This window comes from Ruicaihuangia caeni (assembly GCF_040536845.1).
In the GTDB taxonomy this organism is placed as follows: Bacteria; Actinomycetota; Actinomycetes; order Actinomycetales; family Microbacteriaceae; genus Ruicaihuangia; species Ruicaihuangia caeni.
On sequence record NZ_CP159582.1, the window covers coordinates 690,351 to 715,285 of the forward strand.

The window sequence follows — 24,935 nt, forward strand, 5'->3', positions numbered from 1 at the left end:
GTCGCCGCCCCTCGCTCAGCGTCGCCGCGTCGCGTCTCTCACCTCGCCGACCAGTTCCTCGATGATGTCCTCGAGGAAAATCACGCCACGCGTGTTTCCGTCGGTGTCGAAGGTCCTCGCCAGGTGCACTCCGTTGCGACGCATGGTCGCGAGCGCGTCTTCGAGGTCTTGGCCCTCGAACACCGAGATCAGCTGGCGCACGCGCTTCGGCGGCACCGGCTCTGCGTAGCCGCCGTTGTCGAGATCGATCACGTCCTTCAGATGCACGTAGCCGGTCGGCTCACCCTGCTCATCGACGAGGACGTAACGGCTGAAGCCGCGCTGCGCGACCGACCGCTCCACATCCGACGGCGTTGCTTGCTCAGGCAGCGTCACGATGCGGTCGAGCGGCAAGGCGATGTCTCGCACCTGCTTTTCCGTGAACTCGAATGCCGCGCTGAGCGCACCGGTCGTGTCTGCGAGCACGCCCTCACGTGTGGAGTGCTGCACGATCGTCGCCACCTCGTCGAGGGTGAACGCGCTCGTCGCCTCGTTCTTCGGCTGCACGCGGAACAACCGCAGCACACCGTTCGCGACGGCGTTCAGCGCGACGATCACCGGCTTGAACACCCGGCCCACGAACACCAGTGGCGGTGCGAGCAGCAGCACGGCACGGTCGGGCATCGAGAACGACAGGTTCTTCGGCACCATCTCGCCGTAGACCACGTGCAGGAACGACACCAGCACGAGCGCGATGATGAAGGACACCGTGCCGATGACCTCCGGCGACCAGCCGGTGTACTGCAGCGGCAGTTCGAGCAAGTGATGGATCGCGGGCTCGGAGATGTTCAGGATGAGCAGCGAGCAGACCGTGATGCCCAATTGGCTGGTCGCGAGCATGAGCGTGGCATGCTCCATCGCCCAGAGCGCCGTGCGGGCGGCACGCGAACCGCGTTCGGCCTTGGGCTCGATCTGCGAGCGACGCGCCGAGATGACGGCGAACTCTGCACCGACGAAGAACGCATTCACCAGCAGCAGGATGCCGAGCCACGCGATGCCCCACCAGTCGGCGGCGCTCATCGGGATGCTCCTTGGTCGTCGGCCGCATCATCGGCGTGCGGAATGTACCGGATGCGGTCGATGCGCCGCCCGTCCATGCGATCGACTCGCAACGTGCCGCCGTCGAGTTCGACGGTGTCGCCGACGTCGGGAATGCGGCCCAGCTCGCTCATCACGAAACCAGCCACGGTCTCATACGCACCGTGCTCCGGCACCACGACGCCGGCGCGCTCCCTGAGCTCATCGGGTCGGAGGCTTCCCGGGAAGCTCACCCAGTCGCGCGCGCGGACCACGCCGGCCCGCGAACGGTCATGCTCATCCGAGACCTCGCCGATCAGTTCCTCGACCAGATCCTCCAGCGTCGCCACGCCAGCGGTCCCGCCATACTCGTCCACGACGATCGCCATCTGGTAGCCGCGGCCCCGGATCTCACCCAGCAGCATGTCGAGCCGCATCGTCTCGGGCACCCGCAACGCCTCGGTCTGCAGCGCCGAGACAGGCACCTCGGCACGCTTCTCACGCGGCACCGCCACGGCCTGCTTGATGTGCACGAGACCCAGGATGTCGTCGATGCCGTCGTCTCCCGTCACCGGAAAGCGCGAGAGGCCCGTGCGGCGCGCGAGTTCGATGACCGTCTCGGCCGAGTCGCCGCGGCCGACCGTCGATAGGCGCGGGCGCGGGGTCATCACATCGGATGCCGTGCGATCGGAGAACGCCAGCGTGCGCGCCAGCAGGGTCGCCGTGTCGGCCTCGAGCGAACCCTCTCGGGCGGAGCGGATCACCAGCGAACTCAGCTCCTCTGCGGTGCGGGCGCCGCTGAGCTCCTCCTTCGGTTCGATGCCCATGCTCCGGAGCGTGGCGTTCGCGGTTCCGTTCAGCGCGACGATCGCCGGCTTGAACGCCCAGGTGAAGGCTGTCTGGAACGGCATGACGACTTTGGCGGTGGCCAATGGCAGCGCCAGCGCGAAGTTCTTCGGCACGAGCTCGCCGATGATCATCGACAGCAGCGTCGCGATCACCATGGCGATCGTCGAAGACACGGCGGGGACAGCGGCATCCGGGATTCCCAGCCCGGTGATCGGCTCTCGCAGCATCCCGCTGAAGGCCGGTTCCAGGGTGTAGCCGGTGAGCAGAGTGGTGAGCGTGATGCCGAGTTGCGCGCTCGAGAGGTGCGTCGATGTGATGCGCAGCGCCGAGATGGTGAGCCCGAGACGGGTCTCGCCGCGAGCGCGGCGAGCTTCCAGATCGGCTCGGTCGAGGTTCACCAGTGCGAACTCGGACGCGACGAATAGTCCGGTGCCGATGGTCAGGATGATGCCGATGGCCAGCATGACGAGCTCAGTGGGCATCGACACCCCCGATCACCGGCGAGCGTCTATGGGAGGGGTCGGACGAGCAAGACGGAGGGTCATCCATGGTGCGTTCCACTATAACGAGCGCGTTCGATGGAAATTCTGCTCGATTTTTCATGCGGCAGGAGCCTCACCGGATGCCGGCGCAGGCACCAGAACGCGTAGGCTAGAAACCGGTGTGCCTATGACTGGAGGCGCGCGTCAAGAGCAGCGATTGCGTGATTTGGTGAAAGTGGGCGGTTGGCTGTGTCAAGCCGTGTAACCGGAACTCGCTCGAATGATTCCTCGACCGGCGAGTTCGGTGCGAACGAGTGGCTCGTCGACGAGATGTACGAGCAGTATCTCGAAGACAAGAACTCGGTGGATCAGTCCTGGTGGCCGATTCTCGAACGGTACAAGCCCTCGGTGAAGAACGGCGGCGCTGTCGCCGCCACTGAGGCCGGTGAACTGCCGAAGCAAGCGGCATCCGACGCGATCGACGCACCATCGACCGCCGCGAACGGCACCGCACCGCAGGCCGCTCCCGCAGCGCCGGGGGCCGTGAACCCGCCCACCAAGCCCACGCCGACCAGCCCGCCGGTCGTCACCGGCGCGCAGCCCATCGCGAAGACCACTTCGGTGCAGCCGAAGCCGCAGCCGATCCCGGCGCAGGCGCCGACCAAGCAGTCGGCTGAGCCGGCCGCCGAGGTGACCGAGCGGCAGGACGAGGTGCAGCCGCTTCGCGGGGTCGCGAAGACCGTGGCCACGAACATGGACGCGAGCCTCGCGGTGCCGACGGCGACGAGCGTGCGCACGATCCCGGCGAAGCTGATGATCGACAACCGCATCGTCATCAACAACCACATGAAGCGCACGCGCGGCGGCAAGGTGTCGTTCACCCACCTCATCGCGTGGGCGATGGTGAAGGCGCTGAAGGACTTCCCCAGCCAGAACGTCTACTACGACGTCGTCGACGGCAAGCCGTCGGTCGTGACCCCGGCCCACATCAACCTCGGCATCGCGATCGATCTTCCGAAGCCCGACGGTTCCCGCACGCTCGTCGTGCCGGGCATCAAGCGGGCCGACACCATGAACTTCGGCGAGTTCCTCAACGCGTACGAAGACGTCGTCAAGCGGGCGCGGAACAACAAGCTGACGCTGGCCGACTTCCAGGGCAACACCATCTCGCTCACCAACCCCGGCGGCATCGGCACGGTGCACTCGGTTCCCCGGCTCATGCAGGGCGCGGGATGCATCATCGGCGCCGGTGCGCTGGAGTACCCGGCCGAGTTCCAGGGGTCGGCGCCCAAGACGCTGGCAGAACTCGGCATCGGCAAGACGATCACCCTCACCAGCACCTATGACCACAGGGTCATCCAGGGCGCCGGTTCGGGCGAGTACCTCAAGCTGCTGCACGAGCTGCTGATCGGGCAGCGCGGCTTCTACGAGGAGATCTTCGCGGCGCTGCGCATCCCCTACGACCCGATCCGCTGGGCCGCCGACATCAAGATCGATCTCGCCGAGCGCGTCGACAAGACCGCGCGAGTCCAAGAGCTCATCAACTCCTACCGGGTGCGCGGTCACCTCATGGCCGACACCGACCCGCTCGAGTACGTGCAGCGCTCACACCCCGACCTCGACATCAACTCGCACAGCCTCACGTTCTGGGACCTCGACCGCGAGTTCGTGACGAACGGCTTCGGCGGCAAGCGCACCATGACGCTGCGCGACATCCTCGGCGTGCTGCGCGACTCGTACTGCCGCACCATCGGCGTCGAGTACATGCACATCCAAGACCCGGTGCAGCGCCGCTGGTTCCAGGACCAGCTCGAGAAGCCGTACGAGAAGCCGACGCACGACGAACAGATGCGGATTCTCGGCAAGCTCAACCAGGCCGAGGCGTTCGAGACCTTCCTCCAGACGAAGTACGTGGGCCAGAAGCGGTTCAGCCTCGAGGGCGGCGAGTCCACGATCGCACTGCTCGATGAGATCCTGCAGGGCGCGGCCGAGGCCGAGCTCGACGGGGTCGCGATCGGAATGGCGCACCGCGGTCGACTCAACGTGCTCACCAACATCGCGGGCAAGACCTACGGTCAGGTGTTCCGCGAATTCGAGGGGACGACCGATCTGCGCGCACCGCAGGGCTCGGGCGATGTGAAGTACCACCTCGGCACCGAGGGAACCTTCACCGCCGCCTCCGGCAAGCAGATCCCCGTGTCGCTCGCCGCGAACCCGTCGCACCTCGAGGCCGTCGACGGCGTGCTCGAGGGCATTGTGCGCGCGAAGCAGGACCGCAAGCCGATCGGCTCGTTCACGTGGCTCCCGATCCTCGTGCACGGCGACGCCGCGATGGCCGGCCAGGGCGTGGTCGTGGAGACCATGCAGATGTCACAACTGCGGGCCTACCGCACCGGCGGCACCGTACACGTCGTCATCAACAACCAGGTGGGCTTCACCACGCCGCCCGGTGAGGGCCGCACCTCGGTCTACGCGACCGACGTGGCGAAGACCATCCAGGCGCCGATCTTCCATGTGAACGGCGACGACCCCGAAGCCGTCGTGCGGGTCGCGGAACTCGCATTCAAGTACCGCCAGGAGTTCAAGCGCGATGTCGTCATCGACCTCGTGTCGTACCGCCGGCGCGGGCACAACGAGGGCGATGACCCGTCGATGACCCAGCCGCTGATGTACAACCTGATCGAGGCCAAGCGCTCGGTGCGCACCCTGTACGCCGAGGCGCTGGTCGGCCGCGGCGACATCACCGAGGAGGAGTTCCAGGCGGCGCAGCGCGACTTCCAGGAGAGCCTGGAGCGCGCCTTCGCCGAGACGCACGAGGCGCAGACCGGCTCGATCCCTGCGGTGTCGGCCAGCGGCATCATCTCGGCTCAGATCGAGGAGCCGCCCCACTCCCCCGAGACGACCGGCGTCGACCGGGCGATCATCGAGTTGATCGGTGACGCGCACAACAACAAGCCCGCCGGCTTCACGGTGCATCCGAAGCTTCAGCAGCTGATGAACAAGCGCGTGGACATGAGCCGCAACGGTGGTATCGACTGGGGCTTCGGAGAGCTGCTCGCGCTCGGATCGCTGCTGGTCGAGGGCACACCGGTGCGTCTCGTCGGGCAGGACGCGCGCCGCGGCACCTTCGTGCAGCGTCACGCGGTGCTGCACGACCGTGAGAACGGCCAGGAGTGGCTGCCGCTCGGCAACCTCGCGGAGAACCAGGGTCGCTTCTGGGTCTACGACTCGCTGCTGAGCGAGTACGCCGCGATGGCGTACGAGTACGGCTACTCCGTGGAGCGCACAGACGCCCTGGTGCTGTGGGAAGCGCAGTTCGGCGACTTCGCCAACGGCGCCCAGATCGTCATCGACGAGTTCATCGCGAGTGCCGAGCAGAAGTGGGACCAGCGCGCCGGCCTGGTGCTGCTGCTGCCGCACGGCTACGAGGGCCAGGGCCCCGACCACTCGTCGGCCCGTATCGAGCGCTTCCTGCAGATGGCTGCCGAAGACAACATGACGATCGCCCGTCCGTCGACTCCGGCGTCGTACTTCCACCTGCTTCGCCGCCAGGCGTACGCACGGCCGCGCCGTCCGCTCATCGTGTTCACACCCAAGGCGATGCTCCGCCTTCGGGGCGCGACGAGCGAGGTCGAGGACTTCCTCACCGGGCGCTTCGAACCGGTGATCGACGACGCCTCGGTAGACGACCGCTCAGCCGTCACTCGGGTGCTGCTGCATGCGGGCAAGCTCCACTACGACCTGAAGGCCGAAGTGCAGAAGCAGGAGCGAACCGACGTCGCCCTCGTGCGAATGGAGCAGTTCTACCCGTTCCCGGCCGACGAGCTGCAGACGGCGCTGCGCATGTACCCCAACGCGAACGAGATCGTGTGGGTGCAGGAAGAGCCCGAGAACCAGGGCGCTTGGCCGTTCCTGGGCCTCGAGCTTCCGAAGCACCTCGAGGGTCGGAGCCTGCGCGTGTCGTCGCGCCCGGCATCCGCTTCCCCCGCCACGGGCTCGAACAAGCGCAGCGCGCAAGAGCACGCGGAACTGATCGCGGCCGCGTTCGCCTAGACCGCGCCTGCGTGAACTACGGTGCCCGCCTCGGAATCTTCCGGGGCGGGCACCGTTCGTTTGTCGCTGGCTGGACCGGGTGCTAGTGACGCCTGCTCAGTCCGCCGACGTAGATGCCCTGTTCAGACCGCCTTCGCGGTGACCGTGCTCAGTTCGCTGAATTGAGACTCTGCTCAGGCCGTATGGGAGTGACCTTGCTCAGACCGTCTGGGTCGCTTCAACGCTTCGAATGTGGGTCAGCACAAGCGCACGCAACTCTTCCGGCGCGCGCTCCCGGCACGCGCGGCGCACGGCCTCAGTGAGCGCAGCGCCCAATCGGTGCTCGCTCCGACAGTCCTCGCACTCGGCGAGGTGCTGGGCGACCATCGCGGCGTCTTCAGCGCCCAACTCGTTGTGCAGGTACTCCTCGAGTTCGGCGCGGGCCTTCTCGCAATCAGTCATTTCGGGCTCCCGTGCGGCCGATGCCGCGCTCCGCGGCGTAGTCGGCCAATCGCTCTCGCAGCATCCGTCGACCGCGGTGGAGGCGGCTCATGACGGTGCCGGTAGGGGTCTTCATCATTTCAGCGATCTCCTGGTAGGAGAAGCCCTCCACATCGGCGAGGTAGACGGCGATGCGGAAGTCATCGGGGATCGACTGGAGGGCGTCCTTGACGGCACCCGCCGGCATCCGGTCGATCGCTTCGGCCTCTGCCGACCGCGACGAGCTTGACGTCGCCGACTCGGCGGAACCGACCTGCCACTCCTCGAGTTCGTCGATGGAGCCCTGGTAGGGGTCGCGCTGCCGCTTGCGATACGCGTTGATATAGGTATTGGTGAGGATGCGGTACAGCCAGGCCTTGAGGTTGGTGCCTTGTTTGAAGGATCCGAACGCGGCAAAGGCCTTCGCGTACGTGTCCTGCACGAGATCGGCGGCGTCGGCCGGGTTTCGCGACATACGCATCGCCGCTGCGTAGAGCTGATCCATGAACGGCATGGCCTGCGCCTCGAAGACGTCGCGCACGTCGTCGTGCTCACTGTCCTGGCTTCGGTCGTCAGCGGCCGGCTGGATCGCGGCATCCGCGTCCGGCCGGGTGTCATCACCCGTCACGTCGTCCATCGTGCGCCAGTCTAGGCGCGCGGCTTCGAGCGTGAATGCCATTGCGTGAGCCCCGATCCCTTTGAGAAAGTGCCGATACTCTGGAAACCGATGCTGATCTCAAAGTATTCCCAGCCCGATTTCGATCCCTATGGCGACAACCAGCGGAACGCGGGTGAACCGGGACCATGGCAGGCGCCAGTCGCGACGGCGCCCCTGGCCGCGCGGCTTCAACTGCCAGGCTCGAAGAGCCTGACGAATCGCGAACTCGTGCTGGCTGCCCTGGCAGACGGGCCGTCGACCCTGCGCCGCCCGCTTCGGTCTCGCGATAGCGAGCTGATGATTGAGGCGCTGCGCGCACTCGGCGTCTCCATCGAGGCGGTACCGGGCGACGGTGCATACGGGCCCGATCTGCGAATCACACCCCCTGGAGAGCTGCTCGGCGGCACCTCGATCGAGTGCGGGCTCGCCGGCACGGTCATGCGCTTCATGCCCCCGATGGCCGCACTCGCGCTCGGCCCGGTGGCCTTCGACGGTGATGAGTATGCGCGCAAGCGCCCGATGCGCGCGACCATCGAGTCGCTTCGCTCGCTCGGTGTCGAGGTCAATGACGACGGACGCGGCTCGCTGCCGTTCAGCCTGTACGGCACCGGCCGTGTCACCGGTGGCGAGCTCGAGATCGATGCGAGCGAGTCGAGCCAGTTCGTCTCGGCCCTGCTGATGGTCGCGCCCCGCTTCGAAGAGGGATTACTGCTGCGGCACACGGGCGACCGGCTCCCGAGCATGCCGCACATCGAGATGACTGTCGAGTGCCTTCGAGCCCGCGGAGTGACCGTAGAATCCCCGGAACCCGGCGTCTGGAAGGTGGCACGGCAGCCGATTCGGGCGCGCGATCTTACGATCGAGCCCGACCTCTCCAATGCGGCGCCGTTCCTCGCGGCCGCGCTCGTCGCGGGTGGCACCGTCACGATCGACGACTGGCCTGCGACGACCACGCAGGTGGGCGCTCACCTCGAGGAGCTGCTCCCCCGCTTCGGTGCAAGCGTGACCCGCCATGGCGACGCGCTCACCGTCGACGGCGGGGATGGCGTACGAGGCGGAGCTCAGCTGCCTGGTGTGGAGCTCGACCTCAGCGAGGGCGGTGAGCTCGCGCCCGCGCTCGTCGCGCTCGCAGCACTCGCGGCCGGCCCCAGCCGCATCACTGGCATCGGACACCTGCGCGGACACGAGACCGACCGGCTCGCCGCACTCGCAGCCGAGATCAACGGTCTCGGTGGCGCGGTGACGGAACTGGAGGACGGTCTCGAGTTGCAGCCGCGCGAGCTCCACGGCGGGCCTTGGAAGGCGTACGCCGATCACCGCATGGCGACATCCGGTTCGATCATCGGCCTGGCGGTCGAGGGAGTTGCGATCGACGACATCGCCACCACCTCCAAGACGCTTCCGGAGTTCCCCGAGCTGTGGCGAGGCATGCTCTCGCACGACGGCGCCGGGTCGGATGCAGCGGCGATCGGCAGCGTGTAGGCCGGGCAGCGCGGCATGAGCTGGTGGAGCGACGACGACGTCGACGAACCGTACGGCGAGTACGACGAGTCGGCGGTGCGCTCGCGCCCCAACCCCAAGGGGAACCGACCGCGCACCAAGATCCGTCCGGAGCACGCCAACGCGCAGGAGGGACGGGTCATCACCGTCGACCGTGGTCGCTACGGCGTGGTGATCGATGAGGGCGGAGCTGACGAACGGACCGTCACGGCGGCGCGCGCCCGAGAGCTGGGCAAGAAAGCGATCGTGACCGGCGATGTTGTGGACTTGGTCGGCGATACGTCCGGCGAGCCGGGATCGCTCGCCCGCGCCGTGCGGGTGCGCGAACGAGAGACGCTGCTGCGGCGCAGCGCCGACGACACCGACGAGGTGGAGCGCGTCATCGTCGCCAATGCCGACCAGATGCTCATCGTGGTCGCTGCGGCGAACCCCGAGCCGCGCCAGCGGCTCGTCGACCGATACCTGGTCGCGGCCTTCGATGCCGGCATCCGACCTCTCGTGGTGGTCACGAAGACCGACCTCGCTGATCCGGCCGAGTTCCTCTCGAACTTCAGCGATCTCGACCTCGAGGTCTACCTCAGCCGTCAGGACGACCCGCCCGTTGACGAGCTTCGCGAGCGGCTCGCCGGGCACCGCACCGTCGCGGTCGGGCACTCCGGTGTGGGCAAGTCGACCCTGGTGAACGCTCTGGTGCCCGGCGCTGATCGCGCCACCGGGCGAGTGAACGAGGTGACCGGTCGCGGGCGGCACACCTCGTCGTCGACGGTGTCGCTCCGACTGCCGACAGGGGGGTGGATCATCGACACTCCGGGCGTGAGGTCGTTCGGCCTCGGCCATGTCGACCGCGGCAATGTGCTCCGCGCGTTCACGGATCTCGCGGCGATCGCCGAGGGGTGCCCCCGCGGATGCACGCATATGCCGGACTCACCCGATTGCGCGATCGAAGAGGCGGTCGAGCGGGGAGAGATCGCCCGCCATCGCCTCGACTCGGCGCAGCGGCTGCTGGCGGCGCTCGGCGCCTGAGCCCCGACCGGCCCCACCGTGCTGGCGCTGGTGCTGGGCCGACGTTGGGCACGCCCTGGCCGCGCGCGCGGCGGCTACGCTGATGGCGTGACCGAGTACAGCATCGACGACGATCTCGCCTTCGCCCTCTCGATGGCGGGTGATGCAGACCTGATCTCGCTCGACCGGTACCGTGCCGCGAACCTCGATGTGCAACTGAAGGCCGACCGCACCCATGTGACGGATGCCGATAAGCGCGTCGAGGAGGTGCTGCGTCAACGCATCGCCGACTCACGCAAGGGCGATGCGGTCTTCGGTGAGGAGTTCGGGTCGGCGGGCGCATCCGCGCGTCAGTGGATCATCGATCCCATCGACGGCACCGCGAACTTCATGCGAGGGGTGCCGATCTGGGGCACGCTGATCGCGCTCGCGATCGACGGCGACGTGGTGCTCGGAGTAGTGAGCGCGCCGGCGCTCGGCCGACGCTGGTGGGCCTCGCGCGGCGAAGGCGCGTGGATGCAGCACGAGGGCGGCGCGCCCCAGCGGCTCGCGGTCTCAGACGTCGCGACGCTGGCCGAGGCGAACATCAGCTACAACCGGTTGCAGGGCTGGGACGAGATCGGGCGCCTCGATCGCATCATCGAACTCACGCGCACCGTCTGGCGCGAGCGGGGCATCGGCGACATGTGGTCGTACATGCTCGTGGCCGAGGGCGCCATCGACCTGGTGAGCGAGCCCGACCTCAAGCCCTACGACATGGCCGCCATCGTGCCGATCATCGAGGAGGCGGGCGGCAGGTTCACCTCGATCGACGGTGAGACGGGCCCCTGGCACGGCAGTGCGCTCGCCACCAACGGCCTGCTGCACGACGAAGCGCTTCGCGCGCTCGCCGCCCGCTGAGGCTCAGCGCGACCTCACGCCGCGCCACCCGGTGGAGCCCTTCGCCGAGATGACAGAATCGGCGAGCGTCAAGCGGTTTGCGGATGCAGACTGTGTCATCTCGCCGCAAAGAGGTGCGTCGCCGAGGGGTGCGTGAGCGATGGCTCGCGGGCGGGCGTGTCGCGGCGTGGTGTGGCATGGGCGGGTGTGTCGCGGGCGGTCGTGTGGCGGGCGGTCGTGTGGCCGGCGGTCGTGTGGCCGGCGGTCGTGTGGCCGGCAGGCGTGTCGCGGGCGGGCGCGTCGCGGGCGGGCTCGGCGTGGGCGGTAGGGTCCTGCGGTCAGGCGATGGGTCGGTCGCGGCGGAGGATGCGCACATCGGCGATGGCGAACACGGCAGCGACCAGCAGGATGCCGAGAGCCGCCGCCATGCCCGAGGCGTATGCCGAGCGGAAGCCGGCGGCATCCGCTCCCGTTCCGGCGAGCACCGCGTAGAACGCGGAGGCCGCGACGGCCACGCCGATCGCCGTGCCCACGCGCTGGCCCACCTGGCCGACCGAGCCAGCGACACCGCCCTGCACGACCGGAACCTGCGAGAGCGTGATGGTCTGGTTCGGCGAGATGACGCAACCAGCGCCGAGGCCGCCCAGCGTCATTCCGCAGGCAATGGCCCACGGCACCAGGTCGTGCGGAACAAGCACGCCCGCGATGACAACGATGGAGAAGCCGACGAACACTCCGGCAACGCCCACCGCGACCAGCTTGGGCCCGTACTGCTCGACCCGTCGTCCGCTCCACCACGACGTGAATGCGGAGGTGAGTGCGAACGGGATGCTCACCATGCCCGCGATGACCGGCGAGAAGCCGAGTCCCTGCTGCACGTAGAGCACCGTCAGCAAGAAGCTCGCCGGCATCGCCGAGAAGTAGGCGGTCGCGATCAGCGTGCCGTTCCGGAACGTGGCGAGGCGGAACAGCCGGAAGTCGATCACGGGAGACTTGCCGCGCCTGCGGTACGCGAGCTCCCAGTAGGTGAAGAGCGAGCCGAAGACGGCGAAGCCCACCAGCCACCACCACCGCGCAGGGTCGTCGGAGGGCCCCCCGGTCGTGAGCACGAACGGCAGCATCAGGCAGAACACGGTCGCACCGAGCAGACCGATGCCGACGAGGTCGAGCGAGCGGTCGCCCTGCGGCTTCAGCTGCACCGCCGGCAGCAGCTTGATCGCCAGCAGCAGAGCCAGCACCCCTAGGGGCACGTTCATCCAGAACAGCAGGCGCCAGCCGTTCTCGGGGCCTCCTGCTGCGATGAGCACTCCCCCGAGGGTCGGGCCGATCGCGGTGGAGATGCCGATGATCGCGCCGAATACGCCGAACGCCCGGCCGCGCTCGGGGCCGACGAAGAGTTGCTGGATCAGACCGAGCACCTGCGGCATCTGGATGCCGGCCGCGACGCCCTGCAGCAACCTGCCCACGACCAGCATCTCGATGTTCGGAGCGAGCGCGCACCAGAGACTCGCGAAGGTGAACGCGGAAAGGCCGATGATGAACATGGCCTTGCGGGAGCGGAGATCACCCAGCCGGCCGGCCGGTACGAGCAACAAGCCGAAGGCGAGCGCGTACCCCGCCACGATGAGCTGCAACTCGGTCGGTCCGCCGTTGAGCGAGGCTTCGATGGGCGGGATTCCCACGTTGATCTTCGAGATATCGAGGATCGTCAGCGCCGCGACGGTCACGCAGACCGCGAACGCCTCCCACTTCGCGCGATCGGAATGACCAGGGGCTGCGTGTGCTGAGGAATCTGTCATGGGGCTCCCCTCAGTTATAGCCCTACGCTCCGGTTCTTGCAGAACCTGCACGTTCTTGAGCGGCGTGTTCGACGAAGCGGCTCGCACAATGCAGTGTCGATATATCGCACGGGATGAGCGCGGTCTGTGGCAGGGCCGATGACCGAGGTCTGTGGCACGGTGGATGCGTGCGATTCGAGTTCGATGCGGAGCTCTGGCGGTGGCACGCGCGCCGGCACGAGCTCTGGACCTTTGTCAGCGTGCCTGCTGAGGCATCCGCCGAGATTCTCGAGGTCTCTGCGGGCCTCGCCGGCGGCTTCGGTTCGCTCAGGGTCGAGGCGGTCATCGGCGGCACAACGTGGCGCACCTCGATCTTTCCCGGAGGCGACGGCACCTATGCGCTGCCGGTGAAGAAGGCCGTGCGGGAGGCTGAATCGCTCAGCCTCGGCGATGTGGTGACCGTCGCGATCGAGCTCGTGGACATCTGACTGACCGCTGGGAGAGCCGGCGGCCGCCCTTCTCGCCGAGGCGACAGGCTCGCACAATGGCCGCAGGAGAGCGAGCACCGTTCTCGAGGGAGGCTCTGATGAAGGCATGGCAGTTCACCGGTACGAACAAGCCGCTCGAGCTGAATGAAGTACCCGAACCGACCGCCGGACCAGGCGAGGTCGTGGTCGAGGTGAAAGCCGCCGGCGTCTGCCACTCCGACGTCTCGGCGCTCGACGATCCGGGCTGGATGGCGCTGTTTCCCACGCTTCCCCGCACGATGGGCCATGAGAACGCCGGCGTCATCGTCGAGGTGGGCGAGGACATGGACCAGTGGAGTGTCGGCGACCGCGTGGGCTTGGCGCCGGTCATGAGCGACGGCGACGCACTCGGATACGGCAAGTGGGACGGCGGTTTCGCGCAGAAGCTTGTGGCGACCTCCGAGAATCTCGTGCGGCTTCCCGATGAGGTGCCGTTCGATCTGGGTGCCATGGCGACGGATGCCGGCCTCACCGCGTATCACGCCATCATGGCTGTCGGCGGGGCTAGGGCGGGCATGCGCGTGGGAGTCATCGGGCTCGGCGGGCTCGGGTACATCGGCGCCCGCGCCGCTGTGCTCTCGGGCGCCGAGGTGTATGCGGCCGAGGTCAACCCTGAGCCACAGAAGCTCGCCGATGAGATCGGATTGTCGGGCGTTGCCGCATCGATCGACGCCTTCAAAGACAAGAACCTCGAGTTGATCGTCGACTACGCGGGATTCGGCACCACCACCGCAGCGGGCATCGAAACGCTCGGCGAGTTCGGCACGTTCGTGCAGGTCGGCATGGGCAAGCTGGAAGCGCACATCAACACGTATCCGATCATCATCAACCAGTTGACGATCAAGGGTTCGAAGTCGGGCACGCGCGAAGACCTCGAGGGCATCTATGAGCTCATGAAGACCGGCAAGCTGAACCCTCCGATGAACCACATCACGCATGGCGACATCCCGGACGCGATCGACAAGCTGCGCGCCGGCGGTGTCATCGGTCGCTTCATCGCGATGTACGAGTGACCGCGCGGTCGAACCCGCTCATGCGCGCGGGCTGAGCCTCGGCGGTACAGCGGGCCCGGCCGGTGCGCCGGGGCACGAAGCAGAGGATCGACCGCGTCAACCGCGCGGTACCGCTGCTCCCCCGTCGCCTTCATCACCTGGTCCGCGACGTTCGCTGCCACGACGCTTGCTGCCACCGCGCCGGTTGCCGCGCGCGAGACGGGCTCTGGCGGCTCCCAAGGCTGACCACTCGTCGCTCTGCGGCAGCGTCCACTGCTGCCACCTGGCGAGCAGGCAGAGCGCTCCGCCGACCAAGGTCGCCACCACGGAACCGACGACCGGCATGCCGAGTTCGAAGAAGAGCACCATGACCGCACCGGCGAGCAGTGCGCAGGTGGCGTACAAGGTGTTGCCGCCGAGGATCGTCGGGACCCTTCGCAGCACCACGTCGCGCGTGAACCCGCCGCCGACTGCCGTGACGGCGCCGAGCAGCACCGCAGGGAGCCAGCCCAGCCCCACGGCGAGCGCCTTCTGCGCACCGGCTGCCGCCCAGCATCCGAGCGCCAGTGCATCGACGTACGGCCAGACTCGATTCCAGATCGGTCCTTCGATCTTCACGAGGTAGACGGCGAATGCCGCGGCGAGCGCCGTCGGCACATAGGCGTAGTCAGTGAGCGCGACCGGAGGACCGTGCTGCAGCAGCACATCGCGGATCATGCCGCCACCGAGGCCCGACATGACCGCGAGCGTGGCTGAGCCCAGCGGATCGAGCCGCGCTGAGCGGGCGATCACCGCGCCGAGCATGGCGTTGGCGAAGACCCCGACCAGGTCGAGCACGCGCAGCGCCCCGACGACGGTGTCATCCACCGCGCGTACCCCGCTGTCGATTTGCGCTCATCCGTCACAGGGTAGAACAGCCGAGGCGCCTCGACAGGGTGCCCAACAGCGTGTGATTGCGACGACGGTGACCGTTGGTGGAGATGCGGGGAATCGAACCCCGGTCCACTGCTGTAGTCGTGCGCCTTCTACGGGTGTAGCCTGCTCAGCGTTCTGCTCGGCTCCGACCTTTGCTGCAGGCCTCTAGGTCGACGAGCCCAGCCTCAGTTCAAGTCCCGCGGCACCCTGAGACGCAGTGTCGCGGCAAGCTCCCTAGATGACGCCAGACACCGGGGCGGGAACGGACCCACGGGCTGACGGACTATCGGGCTCGCTTAGGCAGCGAGGGCGAAGTCAGTGCGCTTAGCATTGGCACTTATTGTTTGCGGAGGGCGTTAACGAGATAACCCCGCATCCTCGACCCGCTTCTCGCAGTCATTCAGGCAATGTCGAAACCGATCATCCCCATGCGCACCGCGAAGTGGTCGCAATCACACGCTGTTGAGTTTCCAAATCACCTTCGGAGCCCGTGGCATCCGGTGAGCATCACAGTCTAGAACACGCAGGCCGGTTCTGCTATTCCGTCGCGGTCAAGGCGGCTCGGGCGTTGACGAGCTCCTGCTCACCAGGCCGACCGTGTTGCCCTCAGTGTCGATGACGAACGCCATCCACTCATCGGTACCGGCCGGTCCGAGCGCACCATCTCCGTGGTGGAAGATGACTTGCGGTTCTGCTTCAATCGTGACGCCGTCGGCTCTCAACCGTTCTATCGTTTCGGCGAGTTCGTCGACCTCGAGGTAGATGAGCGCGCTCGGGGCGTTGGTCTCGAGCAGCAGCCGCACTGATCCGAGTTCGAAGAACACGAGTCCCGGCGGGTCGAACCAGGCGACCGGAGGCCGGCCGAGCAGGCGCTCATAGAACTCCGCGGCCCGGGGTAGATCGATCGCACGCTGGGCGACTTGCAGCAGCTGCACGACGCCGATGGTACGCCGGCCGCGCCGCGCTCGCGCGCGGGCCCAGCAGGCGGCCCTGGGGCGCTATTCGCCGAGGTTGCGGCGGTGCGACATGGCGCGGTCGGCCTCGCGCTTGTCCTGCTTCTCGCGCAGCGTCTGGCGCTTGTCGTACTCGCGCTTGCCCTTCGCCAGGGCGATCTCCACCTTGGCCCGGCCGTCGTTGAAGTACAGCTTCAGCGGCACGATGGTGTACCCGCCCTGCTTGACCTTCGCCTCGAGCTTCAGGATCTGCTGCTTGTGCAGCAACAGCTTGCGCTTGCGCCGGGGCGCGTGGTTGTTCCACGTGCCCTGGTTGTACTCGGGGATGTGCACGGCCTCGAGCCAGGCTTCTCCGCGATCGATGTAGGCGTAGCCGTCGACCAGGGAAGCTCGGCCGTGCCGCAGCGACTTCACCTCGGTGCCCGAGAGCACGAGGCCCGCCTCGATGGTGTCTTCGATGAGGTAGTCGTGCCGGGCACGGCGATTGGTCGCGACGACCTTCTCACCACGTTCCTTCGCCACAGCCCGCTCCAGCTCCATCGAGTCGACACGCCCGACGGATGCCGGGCAGCCGTCCAGTCTAGCGCGACGTGGCGCGCACTCAGACCCGGGTCTCCTGCTGCTCGCCCTGCTGCCCGCCCGGGGCCTGCTCCCCCGACATCCGCGCGATCCAGTCGGCCGCCTGGACGAGCGCCAGGTGTGACAGCGCCTGCGGGGTGTTCCCCGCGTGCCGGCCGGTATTGGCGTCGTACTCCTCCGAGAGCATGCCGACGTCGTTCGTCAGCGCGACGAGCCTATCCATGAGTCGGCGCGCATCGTCGAGACGGCCGGATCGTGCGTACTGCTCGACGAGCCAGAACGAGCAGGCGAGGAAGGGATGCTCGCCCGGCGGGAAGGCGTCGACGTGAGTCTCGTCATTGAAGCGATACCGCATGAGCAGCCCGTTGTGCATGAGGTCGTGCTCGATCGCGGCGACGGTTCCCAGCATCCGCGGGTCGTCGGCCTCGCAGTAGCCGACCTGGGGAAGCTGCAGCAGCGACGCGTCAACGGCTTTCGAACCGTATGACTGCACGTAGCTGTTCCGCTCCTTGTCGAAGCCGCGCTCCTCGATCTCGGTCCGGATCTTGTCGCGCAGCGCCTGCCAGCGCTCGACGGGACCCGGAAGTCCGTGCTCCTGCACCGCGTGGATGGCGCGATCGAGTGCGACCCACATCATGACTCGCGAGTGCGTGAACACGCGCTTGGGACCGCGCATCTCCCAGATCCCCTGGTCTTCGCGATGCCAGTGCTGCTCGACGAAGTCCATCAGGGCTCGCTGCAGGGGCCACGAGAACGCGTCTTCCTTGACGCCTGCCTCTCGCGCTTCGTCGAGGGCGACCATCACCTCGCCGATGACGTCACCCTGGAACTGCGCCACCGCTGCGTTGCCGACGCGCACGGGAGCCGCCCCCTGGTACCCGGGCAGCGACGTCAGCTCGCGTTCGGGGAGGAATCGCTCGCCGGCGAGCCCGTACATGATCTGCACATCATTGGGGTCACCGGCGATCGCCCGCAGCAGCCAGTTGCGCCAGTTCTCGGCCTCGCTCACATAGGAGTGGGTGAGGAAGGCGCTCAGGGTCAGTGCAGCATCCCGCAGCCACACATAGCGATAGTCCCAATTGCGTGGGCCGCCGAACTGCTCGGGAAGGCTCGTCGTCGCTGCGGCCACGATGCCGCCGGTCGCCTCATGGGTGAGCGCGCGGAGCATCAGCAGCGAACGGATGACCGGCTCGTAGTACGGGCCCTCGTGCAAGTACATCGACGCCCACTTCTTCCACCACGCGAGCGTGTCACGGTAGGCGGCATCGAGGTCGATCGGGCCGGGGTCGTGCAGGTGTGACTCGAACCACGTGATCGAGATGTCGATCGTCTCGCCCTCCGCCACCGTGTAGCTCGCCTCGTGAAGGTGGCCGCGGGCCTTCAACCGGGGACCGCGGCGAACGATCGCGTCTGGGCCGGCGATCGCGACGAGTGCCGGGTGGCCGTGCTCGTCGATCTGCCGCACCCAGGGGATCGCGGCCGCATACCCGAAGCGCACGCGCAACTCCTCGCGCATCTCGACCTCGCCGCGAATGCCGCGAACGCGCCGCACCACGTCGGCGCGGTGGTCGCCATGCGGCATGAAGTCGAGCACCTCCACTTCGCCGGTGTCCGTCTGCCAGCGAGTCGCGAGGATGAACGTGTGATCTGTGTAGCCGCGCGAGACCCGAGCGTCAGCGTCTACAGGAGTGATCAGCCAGCGTCCGTGCTCTTCGTCGCCGAGCAGTGCGCCGAACATCGATGGCGAGTCGTATCGAGGCAGACAGAGCCAGTCGATGCTGCCGTCTTTGCCCACGAGCGCCCCCGTGTGACAGTCGCTGATCAGCGCATAATCCTCGATGGGCAGGCTCATGGTGCCATCCTGTGCGCCGGGCGTACGCTCGACAACATGGCCCCAGAAGGACCTCGCGATCGCCAATCGGATGCCTCGCGGAACCCCGCCGAGCCGGCGAGAGCGTCCCGGAGCGCTGGTTCCCGCCCGTCCGATTCTCCTCCCGCGGAGCTGCCTCGCATCGAAACGCTGCTCGTGCTGGGCGCGAGCGGCGACCTCGCGTCGCGACTGCTGCTGCCGTCCCTCGGTCAGCTCCTGACAGTGGAGCCCGACCGCCGCATCCTGCTCGTCGGCGCGGGCGCCGAACAGTACGACGACGAGCAGTGGCGCACGCGCGTCTCGGATGCGTTCAGATCGTCACAGGCCTCCGGCGACGCTGTCGACGAGCTGCTCTCGCGCACACGGTACCGCTCGGCCGATCTGACTTCCGACGATGGCGTGAGGTCGGTGCTCGACGAGTGCGAAGGCGCCGTCGCGATCTACTTCGCGCTTCCGCCCGCCATCACCTTCAAAGCGTGCCAAGCACTCGAGCGGATCGGTGTGCCTAACGGCTCGGTGCTCGGCCTCGAGAAGCCGTTCGGCAGCGATGCCGCGTCGGCACATGAACTCAACGAGCTCGTGCAGCGAATCGTGCCCGAACGGTCGATTCACCGAGTCGATCACTTCCTGGGCCGCACGACCGTGCTCAACCTGCTCGGTCTGCGCTTCGCGAACCGCGTGTTCGAACCGCTATGGAACTCGACCCACATCGAACGCGTCGACATCGTCTATGACGAGGAACTCGCGCTCGAGAACCGCGCACGGTACTACGACCACGCCGGCGCGCTCGTCGACATGCTGCAGAGCCATCTGCTGCAAGTGCTCGCGATCTTCGCCATGGAGCCCCCGGCAACCCTCGATGAAGCAGACCTGCGCGACGCCAAGAGCACGACGCTGCGAGCAACGCAGGTGTGGGGCGGGGATGCTGCTGGTTCCTCGCGCCGAGCCCGCTACACGGCGGGCCGGATCGGCGACCGGACGCTGCCCGCGTATACCGACGAAGCCGGAGTCGACGCTTCGAACGAGACGGAGACGCTCGCGGAGCTGACCGTCGAGGTGGGCACGTGGCGCTGGGCGGGCGTGCCTTTCACGCTCCGCTCGGGCAAGGCCCTCGGGCGGAAGCGCCGCGAGATCATGGTCACCTTCCGGGAGGCGCCGCGGGTTCCGAGCGGACTCGAGGGCGAGGCGCCGGCAAACGTGCTGCACATCGCGCTCGCCCCGGAGCGGATCGCGCTCGAGCTGAACATGAACGGGCCGGGCGACCCGGAGACGCTGAGCCGCGAGGTGATGCAGGCCGACTTCGATCCGGGCAGGCTGAAGGCCTATGGCGAGGTGCTGCGCGGCATCCTCGACGGCGACCCTTCACTCTCGATCCGGGCCGATACCGCCGAGCAGTGCTGGCGGATCGTCGAGCCGGTGCTCGAGGCCTGGCGAGCGGGCACGGTGCCGCTCAAAGAGTACGCCGCAGGCTCTGACGGTCCGGCGAGCTGGCGTACCAGCGTCCGTACCGGGCAATCGGTGTAGCGCTGGTGCGGTTTGGCTATCGTTGGCGCGTTCGGCGACCCGTGCAACCGTCGCCAAACCCGAGAACCGTCGCCGAAGCGGAGGCCTCGCGCGCCTAGATGCGCAGGTAGCGCCGGATGGCGAAACTCGCGGAGATGCCGGCCAGGAGCACGCCGAGCCCGATGATGATCGGCACGACCATGAGCGCCTCGGGAACGCCCACGAGCGAGGTCGTCGCCGCGAGCGACGGAGCGAGGTAGCCCTGCACGAAGAAGTGCACGAGCCCGACGACGGTCGCACTCGCGAGCGCCGAGCCGATGAGGGCCGCGACGATGCCTTCGAGCACGAACGGCGTCTGGATGAAGCCGTTCGAGGCGCCGACGAGTCGCATGATGCCGAGCTCGCGGCGACGTGAGAACGCGGAGAGCCGGATTGTGGTCGCGATCAGGAGCACCGCCGCCACCAGCATGAGCGCGGCGATGCCGACCGCCGTGATGCTCGCCGCATTCAGCAGGTCGAAGATGCCGTCGAGGTAGGCGCGCTGGTCTTCGACGTTCTCGACACCGGCCATGGTCGAGAGGCTCTCGACCAGGATCGCGGCCTGGTTGGGGTCTTTGAGATTCACCCAGAACGTCTCGTTGAGGAACTCGGGCTCCACGAGGTCGGCCACGGGGTTGCCCTGGAACTGGCGCTGGAAGTTCTCATACGCCTGGTCACGGTTCTCGAACTCGAAACGATCGATGTACGGCGAGAGCGTGTCTGACTCGAGCTGCGCGCGCACTGCGTCGATCTGCTCCTCGGTCGCGGCCGAGAGCATGCAGTTGCCGCCGTTCGACACCTCCGTGCAGAGGTACACGGCGACCTGAGCGCGGTCGTACCAGTAGCCCTTCATCTCGGTGATCTGAAGCTGCAGGAGCGCGGCCGCACCGACGAACGTCAGCGAGATGAAGGTGACGAGGATCACCGAGATGACCATCGAGATATTGCGGCGGAGGCCCTGGCCGACCTCGTGCATCACCAGGCCGAACCTCATCGGGTGCCCTCCCCGTTGCTGCCGTCGAAGCGGTCGCGGTCGACTCGCTCGACGCGGTCGACTCGCTCGGGCCGTTCCATAGCACCGGGGGCGCGGATGACCGTGTCGTCGAGGCCGTCGTCCCACGGGGCCGTGGGCTCGGCGAGCTCACCCGCGTGAAGCGGTGAATCGACCTCGAGCCGGGCCGCCCGCGCGAGCGCCGCCGCCACATCGTCGCCTGGGGCGTGCTCGGGGCGCGGTGGCGTCGACGGGGTTGCGGTCGCCGGCGGCGGGGCGGGCTGCGGTTCGCGAGGCTGGGGCGCAGCCGGGGCGGATGCCGCGGCATCCGTCGGGGCGACGCGCTCGGGCCGCGGGGGCGCCGGCGCCTGCCACGCTGCGGGTGCGCTCGGCGCGCTCTGGGCACTCCGCACGCTCGAGACAGCGTTCGGGCCGGGCGCACTCGCCGGGCTCTGCACGGTCAGGGGGCTGACGGGAGATGAGACCGCGCCGGCCGACGCGCCCGCCGACGGGCCGCTCGCGACCGGCGCGGACGATGCCTCGCGCACAGCGCCCGCCTGGTCGCGCGAAACGACCGGCATGGCCTGGGTGACGTATCCGCCCTCACGCTCGTCGCGCACGACGCGTCCGCCGATGAGCTCGATCACGCGTCGCTGCAGGCGGTCGACGATCGCGACGTCGTGCGTCGCCATCACCACGGTGGTGCCGTTGGCGTTGATGCGCTCGAGCAGCGTCATGATGCCGGCGCTGGTGGCGGGGTCGAGGTTGCCTGTGGGCTCGTCTGCCAGCAGTACGGCGGGTCGATTGACGATGGCGCGCGCGATCGCGACGCGCTGCTGCTCACCGCCTGAGAGCTCGTGCGGGAAGCGGCCGGATTTGCCGGCGAGCCCAACGAGGTTGAGCACATCGGGCACAGCCTGCTGCACGAAGCCCTTGCTCTTGCCGATGACCTGCAGCGTGAATGCGACGTTGTCGAACACGGTCTTGTTGGGCAGCAGCCGGAAGTCTTGGAAGACGACGCCGATGTTGCGCCTGAAGTACGGCACCTTGCGGCTCGAGATCGTGTTGAGGCTCTGCCCGAGCACGTGCAGTTGACCCTTCGACGGCCTGTCTTCACGAAGCACCAGCCGCAGGAAGCTCGACTTGCCCGACCCTGACGCGCCGACGAGGAATACGAACTCGCCCTTGAGGATCTCGAGGGTCACCGAGTCGAGCGCCGGCCGCGAATTGCCCTTGTAGACCTTGGTGACTTCATCGAAACGAATCATGACCATCCGAGCCTAGGCAGCATCGAACGGATGCCGCGCAGCGACTCGCCTGCGACCCGTTCCGGCACGCCGCGCGGTGCAGCACTCAGCCGGTCGCGGCTCAGTCGTTGTCTTGCTTGCGCCAGCGGATGCCGGCGTTGATGAAGCCGTCGAGGTCGCCGTCGAACACGTCGTCTGGTTTGCTCACCTCGTACTCGGTGCGCAGGTCTTTCACCATCTGGTAGGGCGCGAGCACGTAGCTGCGCATCTGGTCGCCCCAACTCGCGGTGATGTTGCCCGCGAGTTCCTTCTTGGTGGCCGCCTCCTGCTCCTTCTGCAGCAGCAGCAAGCGGCTCTGCAGCACCCGGAGCGCAGCGGCGCGGTTCTGGATCTGGCTCTTCTCGTTCTGCATCGAGACGACGATTCCCGTCGGCAGGTGCGTGATGCGCACCGCGGAGTCGGTCGTGTTCACCGACTGACCGCCAGGTCCGCTCGAGCGGAACACGTCCACGCGGATGTCGTTCTCGGGGATGTCGACCTGCTCGGTCTCCTCGAAGAGCGGGATCACCTCGACGGCGGCGAAGCTCGTCTGGCGCTTTCCCGCCGCACCGAAGGGCGACATGCGCACGAGGCGGTGCGTGCCGGCCTCGACACTAAGCTTGCCGAACGCGTAGGGAGCGTCCACCTCGAAGGTGGCGCTCTTGATGCCCGCCTCCTCGGCGTAGCTGGTGTCCATCACCTTCGCGGGGTACTTGTGCTGCTCGGCCCAGCGCAGGTACATGCGCAGCAGCATCTCGGCGAAGTCCGCGGCATCCACCCCGCCCGCTCCTGCGCGGATCGTGATGACGGCCGGGCGGTCGTCGTACTCGCCGTCGAGCAGCGTCTGCACCTCGAGATCGGCGAGCGTCTTCTGCAGCCCTGCCAACTCGTCGGCCGCCTCGCGCGCCGAATCCTCGTCATCCGCCTCGTTGGCCATCTCGACGAGCACCTCGAGGTCGTCGAGGCGGCGCCGGATGCCGGTGATGCGCGCGAGGTCGGATTGCTTGTGGCTGAGGGCACTCGTCACCTGCTGCGCCTTCTCGGGGTCGTCCCAGAGGTCTGGCGCACCGGCCTGCTCGCTGAGCTCGGCGATCTCGGCTTCGAGCCGGTCGACCCCGATCACCGCCACGATTTCGCCGAAGGTCGAGCGCAGCTGGGCGATCTGGTCTGTGAAGTCGAGGTCGATCATGGCTGCACCAGACTACCGCCCGCGCCTGTGCCGCATCAGCGGTGGGCGCGGCCGTAGGCTCGGACGAGTGAGCGCGGATGCCGGCGAGTTCAAGTGGCGCACCGTCATGCTCGCCGCGGTGGCCCCCACCCTGGTCTTCTCGATCGGCGAAGGCGCCATCGTGCCGGTCATCCCGCTCGTCGCCACCGCCCTCGGCTCGGGGCTCGCCGGCGCCGGCCTTGTCGCATCGCTGCTGACGATCGGCGCGCTGCTCGGCACCCTGCCCGGCGCGCGGGTCGTGCAACGCCTCGGCGAACGCCGGGCCATGATCGGCGCGGCGGCGGTGTCGGCCGGCGGTGTGCTGCTCGCGGCGCTGGCACCCAACCCAGCGCTGCTCGCCGCAGGCATCCTGCTCATCGGGCTCTCGGCAGCGGTGTTCGGACTGGCGCGACTGTCGTTCATGACGCTGTACGTGCCGCTGCAGTACCGGGCGCGTTCGCTCTCGACGCTCGGCGGCAGCTTCAGGCTGGGCTACTTCATCGGCCCGTTCGCGAGCGCGGGCGTCATCGCCCTTTCGCATGATCCGCAGACGGCCATGTGGGTGCACCTCGCCGCGTGTCTCGCGACTGTGGCGATCCTCTTGGTCGTCGAAGATCCGGAGGCGTCGTACCGCTCGCAGTTGCGCGGCCCCGCGGCGGAATCCGCTGCGGTCGCGAGCCCCGAGGCCGCAGCGCCTCACACGCCGACCGGTGTCATCGCGACCATGCGCAGCCGTCGCGACGTGCTCGCGCGCTTGGGCGTCGGGGCCATGCTGGTTTCGGCACTGCGCATAAGCCGCCAGGTCATCGTGCCGCTCTGGGCGGTGAGCATCGGCATCCCAGCGGCCGAGACCGCACTGATCATCGGCATCGCGGGCGCCCTCGACTTCGCGCTCTTCTACACCGGCGGGCAAATCATGGACCGGTACGGGCGTCTGTGGACGGCGGTTCCGTCGATGCTCGGGCTCGCTGCCGGCCACCTGACCCTCGCGCTCACTCATAATCTCCCGAGCGCTCAGGGGTGGTTCATCGCTGCGGCCATGGTGCTTGCGGTCGCGAATAGCCTCGGCAGTGGGCTGATCATGACGCTCGGCGCCGATCTCGCCCGTGGACGGCATCCGGCGTCGTTCCTGAGCGTGTGGCGCTTCACCGCAGAGAGCGGCGGCGCCCTCGCGCCGGTGCTCATCTCTGCGATCACCGTCGTTGCGTCGCTGAGTTGGGCCGCCGCTGCCATGGGGGCGCTCGGAGTACTGGGAGCAGGCATACTCATGCGTTATCTGCCGCGGTTCGTTCCGAAGACGCACCGGAGCTTGCCACCGACGAGCGGCGTCGGCGACTGAACGCAGCGCGCGAGTCGG

The 24,935-nt window shown here is 67.8% G+C and carries 20 protein-coding genes and 1 other RNA gene; 8 read left to right on the forward strand and 13 right to left on the reverse strand.

Annotation, left to right across the window (positions count from 1 at the left end):
- Positions 1 to 15 precede the first annotated feature (15 nt).
- Together ABV606_RS03160 and ABV606_RS03165 are read right to left on the reverse strand one after the other, a co-directional pair.
- On the reverse strand, positions 16 to 1,059 hold the full coding sequence (locus tag ABV606_RS03160; protein WP_353988311.1) for a hemolysin family protein: 1,044 nt from the start codon (positions 1,057 to 1,059) through the stop codon (positions 16 to 18).
- Positions 1,056 to 2,387, reverse strand: coding sequence for a hemolysin family protein (locus ABV606_RS03165; RefSeq protein ID WP_353988312.1), 1,332 nt, complete (start codon positions 2,385 to 2,387; stop codon positions 1,056 to 1,058). The genes ABV606_RS03160 and ABV606_RS03165 overlap by 4 nt, the downstream gene beginning before the upstream one ends.
- A gap of 249 nt (positions 2,388 to 2,636) precedes the next feature.
- Here ABV606_RS03165 and ABV606_RS03170 point away from each other — a divergent pair, with 249 nt between their 5' ends.
- Positions 2,637 to 6,440, forward strand: a complete 3,804-nt coding sequence (locus ABV606_RS03170) for a multifunctional oxoglutarate decarboxylase/oxoglutarate dehydrogenase thiamine pyrophosphate-binding subunit/dihydrolipoyllysine-residue succinyltransferase subunit (protein WP_353988768.1) — start codon at positions 2,637 to 2,639, stop codon at positions 6,438 to 6,440.
- A gap of 198 nt (positions 6,441 to 6,638) precedes the next feature.
- Here ABV606_RS03170 and ABV606_RS03175 read toward each other — a convergent pair whose 3' ends face one another.
- Together ABV606_RS03175 and ABV606_RS03180 are read right to left on the reverse strand one after the other, a co-directional pair.
- On the reverse strand, positions 6,639 to 6,881 hold the full coding sequence (locus ABV606_RS03175) for a zf-HC2 domain-containing protein (protein WP_353988313.1): 243 nt from the start codon (positions 6,879 to 6,881) through the stop codon (positions 6,639 to 6,641).
- On the reverse strand, positions 6,874 to 7,536 hold the full coding sequence (locus ABV606_RS03180) for a sigma-70 family RNA polymerase sigma factor (protein WP_353988314.1): 663 nt from the start codon (positions 7,534 to 7,536) through the stop codon (positions 6,874 to 6,876). The genes ABV606_RS03175 and ABV606_RS03180 overlap by 8 nt, the downstream gene beginning before the upstream one ends.
- A 90-nt stretch (positions 7,537 to 7,626) precedes the next feature.
- Between ABV606_RS03180 and aroA the strand changes: the two genes are divergently transcribed.
- The 3 genes from aroA (at position 7,627) to ABV606_RS03195 (ending at position 10,959) form a co-directional block, all read left to right on the forward strand.
- Positions 7,627 to 9,039, forward strand: coding sequence for a 3-phosphoshikimate 1-carboxyvinyltransferase (aroA, locus tag ABV606_RS03185; RefSeq protein WP_353988315.1), 1,413 nt, complete (start codon positions 7,627 to 7,629; stop codon positions 9,037 to 9,039).
- Between the two features lie 15 nt (positions 9,040 to 9,054).
- Positions 9,055 to 10,080: a ribosome small subunit-dependent GTPase A gene (gene rsgA / locus ABV606_RS03190; RefSeq protein ID WP_353988316.1), complete on the forward strand. Its 1,026-nt coding sequence runs from the start codon at positions 9,055 to 9,057 to the stop codon at positions 10,078 to 10,080.
- A 132-nt stretch (positions 10,081 to 10,212) separates the two neighbouring features.
- On the forward strand, positions 10,213 to 10,959 hold the full coding sequence (locus tag ABV606_RS03195; protein WP_353988769.1) for an inositol monophosphatase family protein: 747 nt from the start codon (positions 10,213 to 10,215) through the stop codon (positions 10,957 to 10,959).
- A 317-nt stretch (positions 10,960 to 11,276) separates the two neighbouring features.
- On the opposite strand, the gene ABV606_RS03200 is transcribed toward ABV606_RS03195, so the two are convergent.
- Positions 11,277 to 12,737, reverse strand: coding sequence for an MFS transporter (locus ABV606_RS03200; protein ID WP_353988317.1), 1,461 nt, complete (start codon positions 12,735 to 12,737; stop codon positions 11,277 to 11,279).
- Between the two features lie 167 nt (positions 12,738 to 12,904).
- On the opposite strand from ABV606_RS03200, the gene ABV606_RS03205 reads away from it, so the two are divergent.
- Both ABV606_RS03205 and ABV606_RS03210 read left to right on the forward strand, forming a co-directional pair.
- The gene (locus ABV606_RS03205; protein WP_353988318.1) at positions 12,905 to 13,204 is read left to right on the forward strand and encodes a DUF1905 domain-containing protein; all 300 of its coding nucleotides are present in this window, start codon (positions 12,905 to 12,907) and stop codon (positions 13,202 to 13,204) included.
- A gap of 98 nt (positions 13,205 to 13,302) precedes the next feature.
- The gene (locus ABV606_RS03210) at positions 13,303 to 14,256 is read left to right on the forward strand and encodes a zinc-binding dehydrogenase (RefSeq protein WP_353988319.1); all 954 of its coding nucleotides are present in this window, start codon (positions 13,303 to 13,305) and stop codon (positions 14,254 to 14,256) included.
- 96 nt (positions 14,257 to 14,352) lie between these two features.
- Here the strand turns inward: ABV606_RS03210 and ABV606_RS03215 are convergent, their stop codons facing one another.
- The 5 genes from ABV606_RS03215 to ABV606_RS03235 form a co-directional block, all read right to left on the reverse strand.
- Complete coding sequence (locus ABV606_RS03215; RefSeq protein ID WP_353988320.1) at positions 14,353 to 15,102, reverse strand: trimeric intracellular cation channel family protein; 750 nt, start codon at positions 15,100 to 15,102, stop codon at positions 14,353 to 14,355.
- Between the two features lie 105 nt (positions 15,103 to 15,207).
- Positions 15,208 to 15,578, reverse strand: a transfer-messenger RNA (tmRNA) gene (gene ssrA / locus ABV606_RS03220).
- A gap of 123 nt (positions 15,579 to 15,701) precedes the next feature.
- The gene (locus ABV606_RS03225; protein WP_353988321.1) at positions 15,702 to 16,085 is read right to left on the reverse strand and encodes a VOC family protein; all 384 of its coding nucleotides are present in this window, start codon (positions 16,083 to 16,085) and stop codon (positions 15,702 to 15,704) included.
- Positions 16,086 to 16,148: 63 nt separating this feature from the next.
- Positions 16,149 to 16,625, reverse strand: a complete 477-nt coding sequence (gene smpB, locus ABV606_RS03230) for an SsrA-binding protein SmpB (RefSeq protein WP_353988322.1) — start codon at positions 16,623 to 16,625, stop codon at positions 16,149 to 16,151.
- Between the two features lie 79 nt (positions 16,626 to 16,704).
- Positions 16,705 to 18,534, reverse strand: coding sequence for a glycoside hydrolase family 15 protein (locus ABV606_RS03235; RefSeq protein WP_353988323.1), 1,830 nt, complete (start codon positions 18,532 to 18,534; stop codon positions 16,705 to 16,707).
- 36 nt (positions 18,535 to 18,570) lie between these two features.
- Between ABV606_RS03235 and ABV606_RS03240 the strand changes: the two genes are divergently transcribed.
- Entirely contained in the window at positions 18,571 to 20,076 is a 1,506-nt protein-coding gene (locus ABV606_RS03240) for a glucose-6-phosphate dehydrogenase (RefSeq protein ID WP_353988324.1), read from the forward strand.
- Positions 20,077 to 20,170: 94 nt separating this feature from the next.
- Here the strand turns inward: ABV606_RS03240 and ftsX are convergent, their stop codons facing one another.
- The 3 genes from ftsX to prfB form a co-directional block, all read right to left on the reverse strand.
- Positions 20,171 to 21,088 (reverse strand): permease-like cell division protein FtsX, encoded by a 918-nt coding sequence (gene ftsX / locus ABV606_RS03245; protein WP_353988325.1) that lies wholly within the window; start codon positions 21,086 to 21,088, stop codon positions 20,171 to 20,173.
- A complete protein-coding gene (gene ftsE / locus ABV606_RS03250; RefSeq protein WP_353988326.1) occupies positions 21,085 to 22,353 on the reverse strand; it encodes a cell division ATP-binding protein FtsE in 1,269 nt (422 codons plus the stop codon). The genes ftsX and ftsE overlap by 4 nt, the downstream gene beginning before the upstream one ends.
- Before the next feature lie 100 nt (positions 22,354 to 22,453).
- Entirely contained in the window at positions 22,454 to 23,560 is a 1,107-nt protein-coding gene (gene prfB / locus ABV606_RS03255) for a peptide chain release factor 2 (RefSeq protein WP_353988327.1), read from the reverse strand.
- On the opposite strand from prfB, the gene ABV606_RS03260 reads away from it, so the two are divergent.
- On the forward strand, positions 23,559 to 24,917 hold the full coding sequence (locus tag ABV606_RS03260; protein WP_353988328.1) for an MFS transporter: 1,359 nt from the start codon (positions 23,559 to 23,561) through the stop codon (positions 24,915 to 24,917). The two genes, prfB and ABV606_RS03260, sit on opposite strands and share 2 nt — an antisense overlap.
- The last annotated feature ends 18 nt before the right edge of the window (positions 24,918 to 24,935 follow it).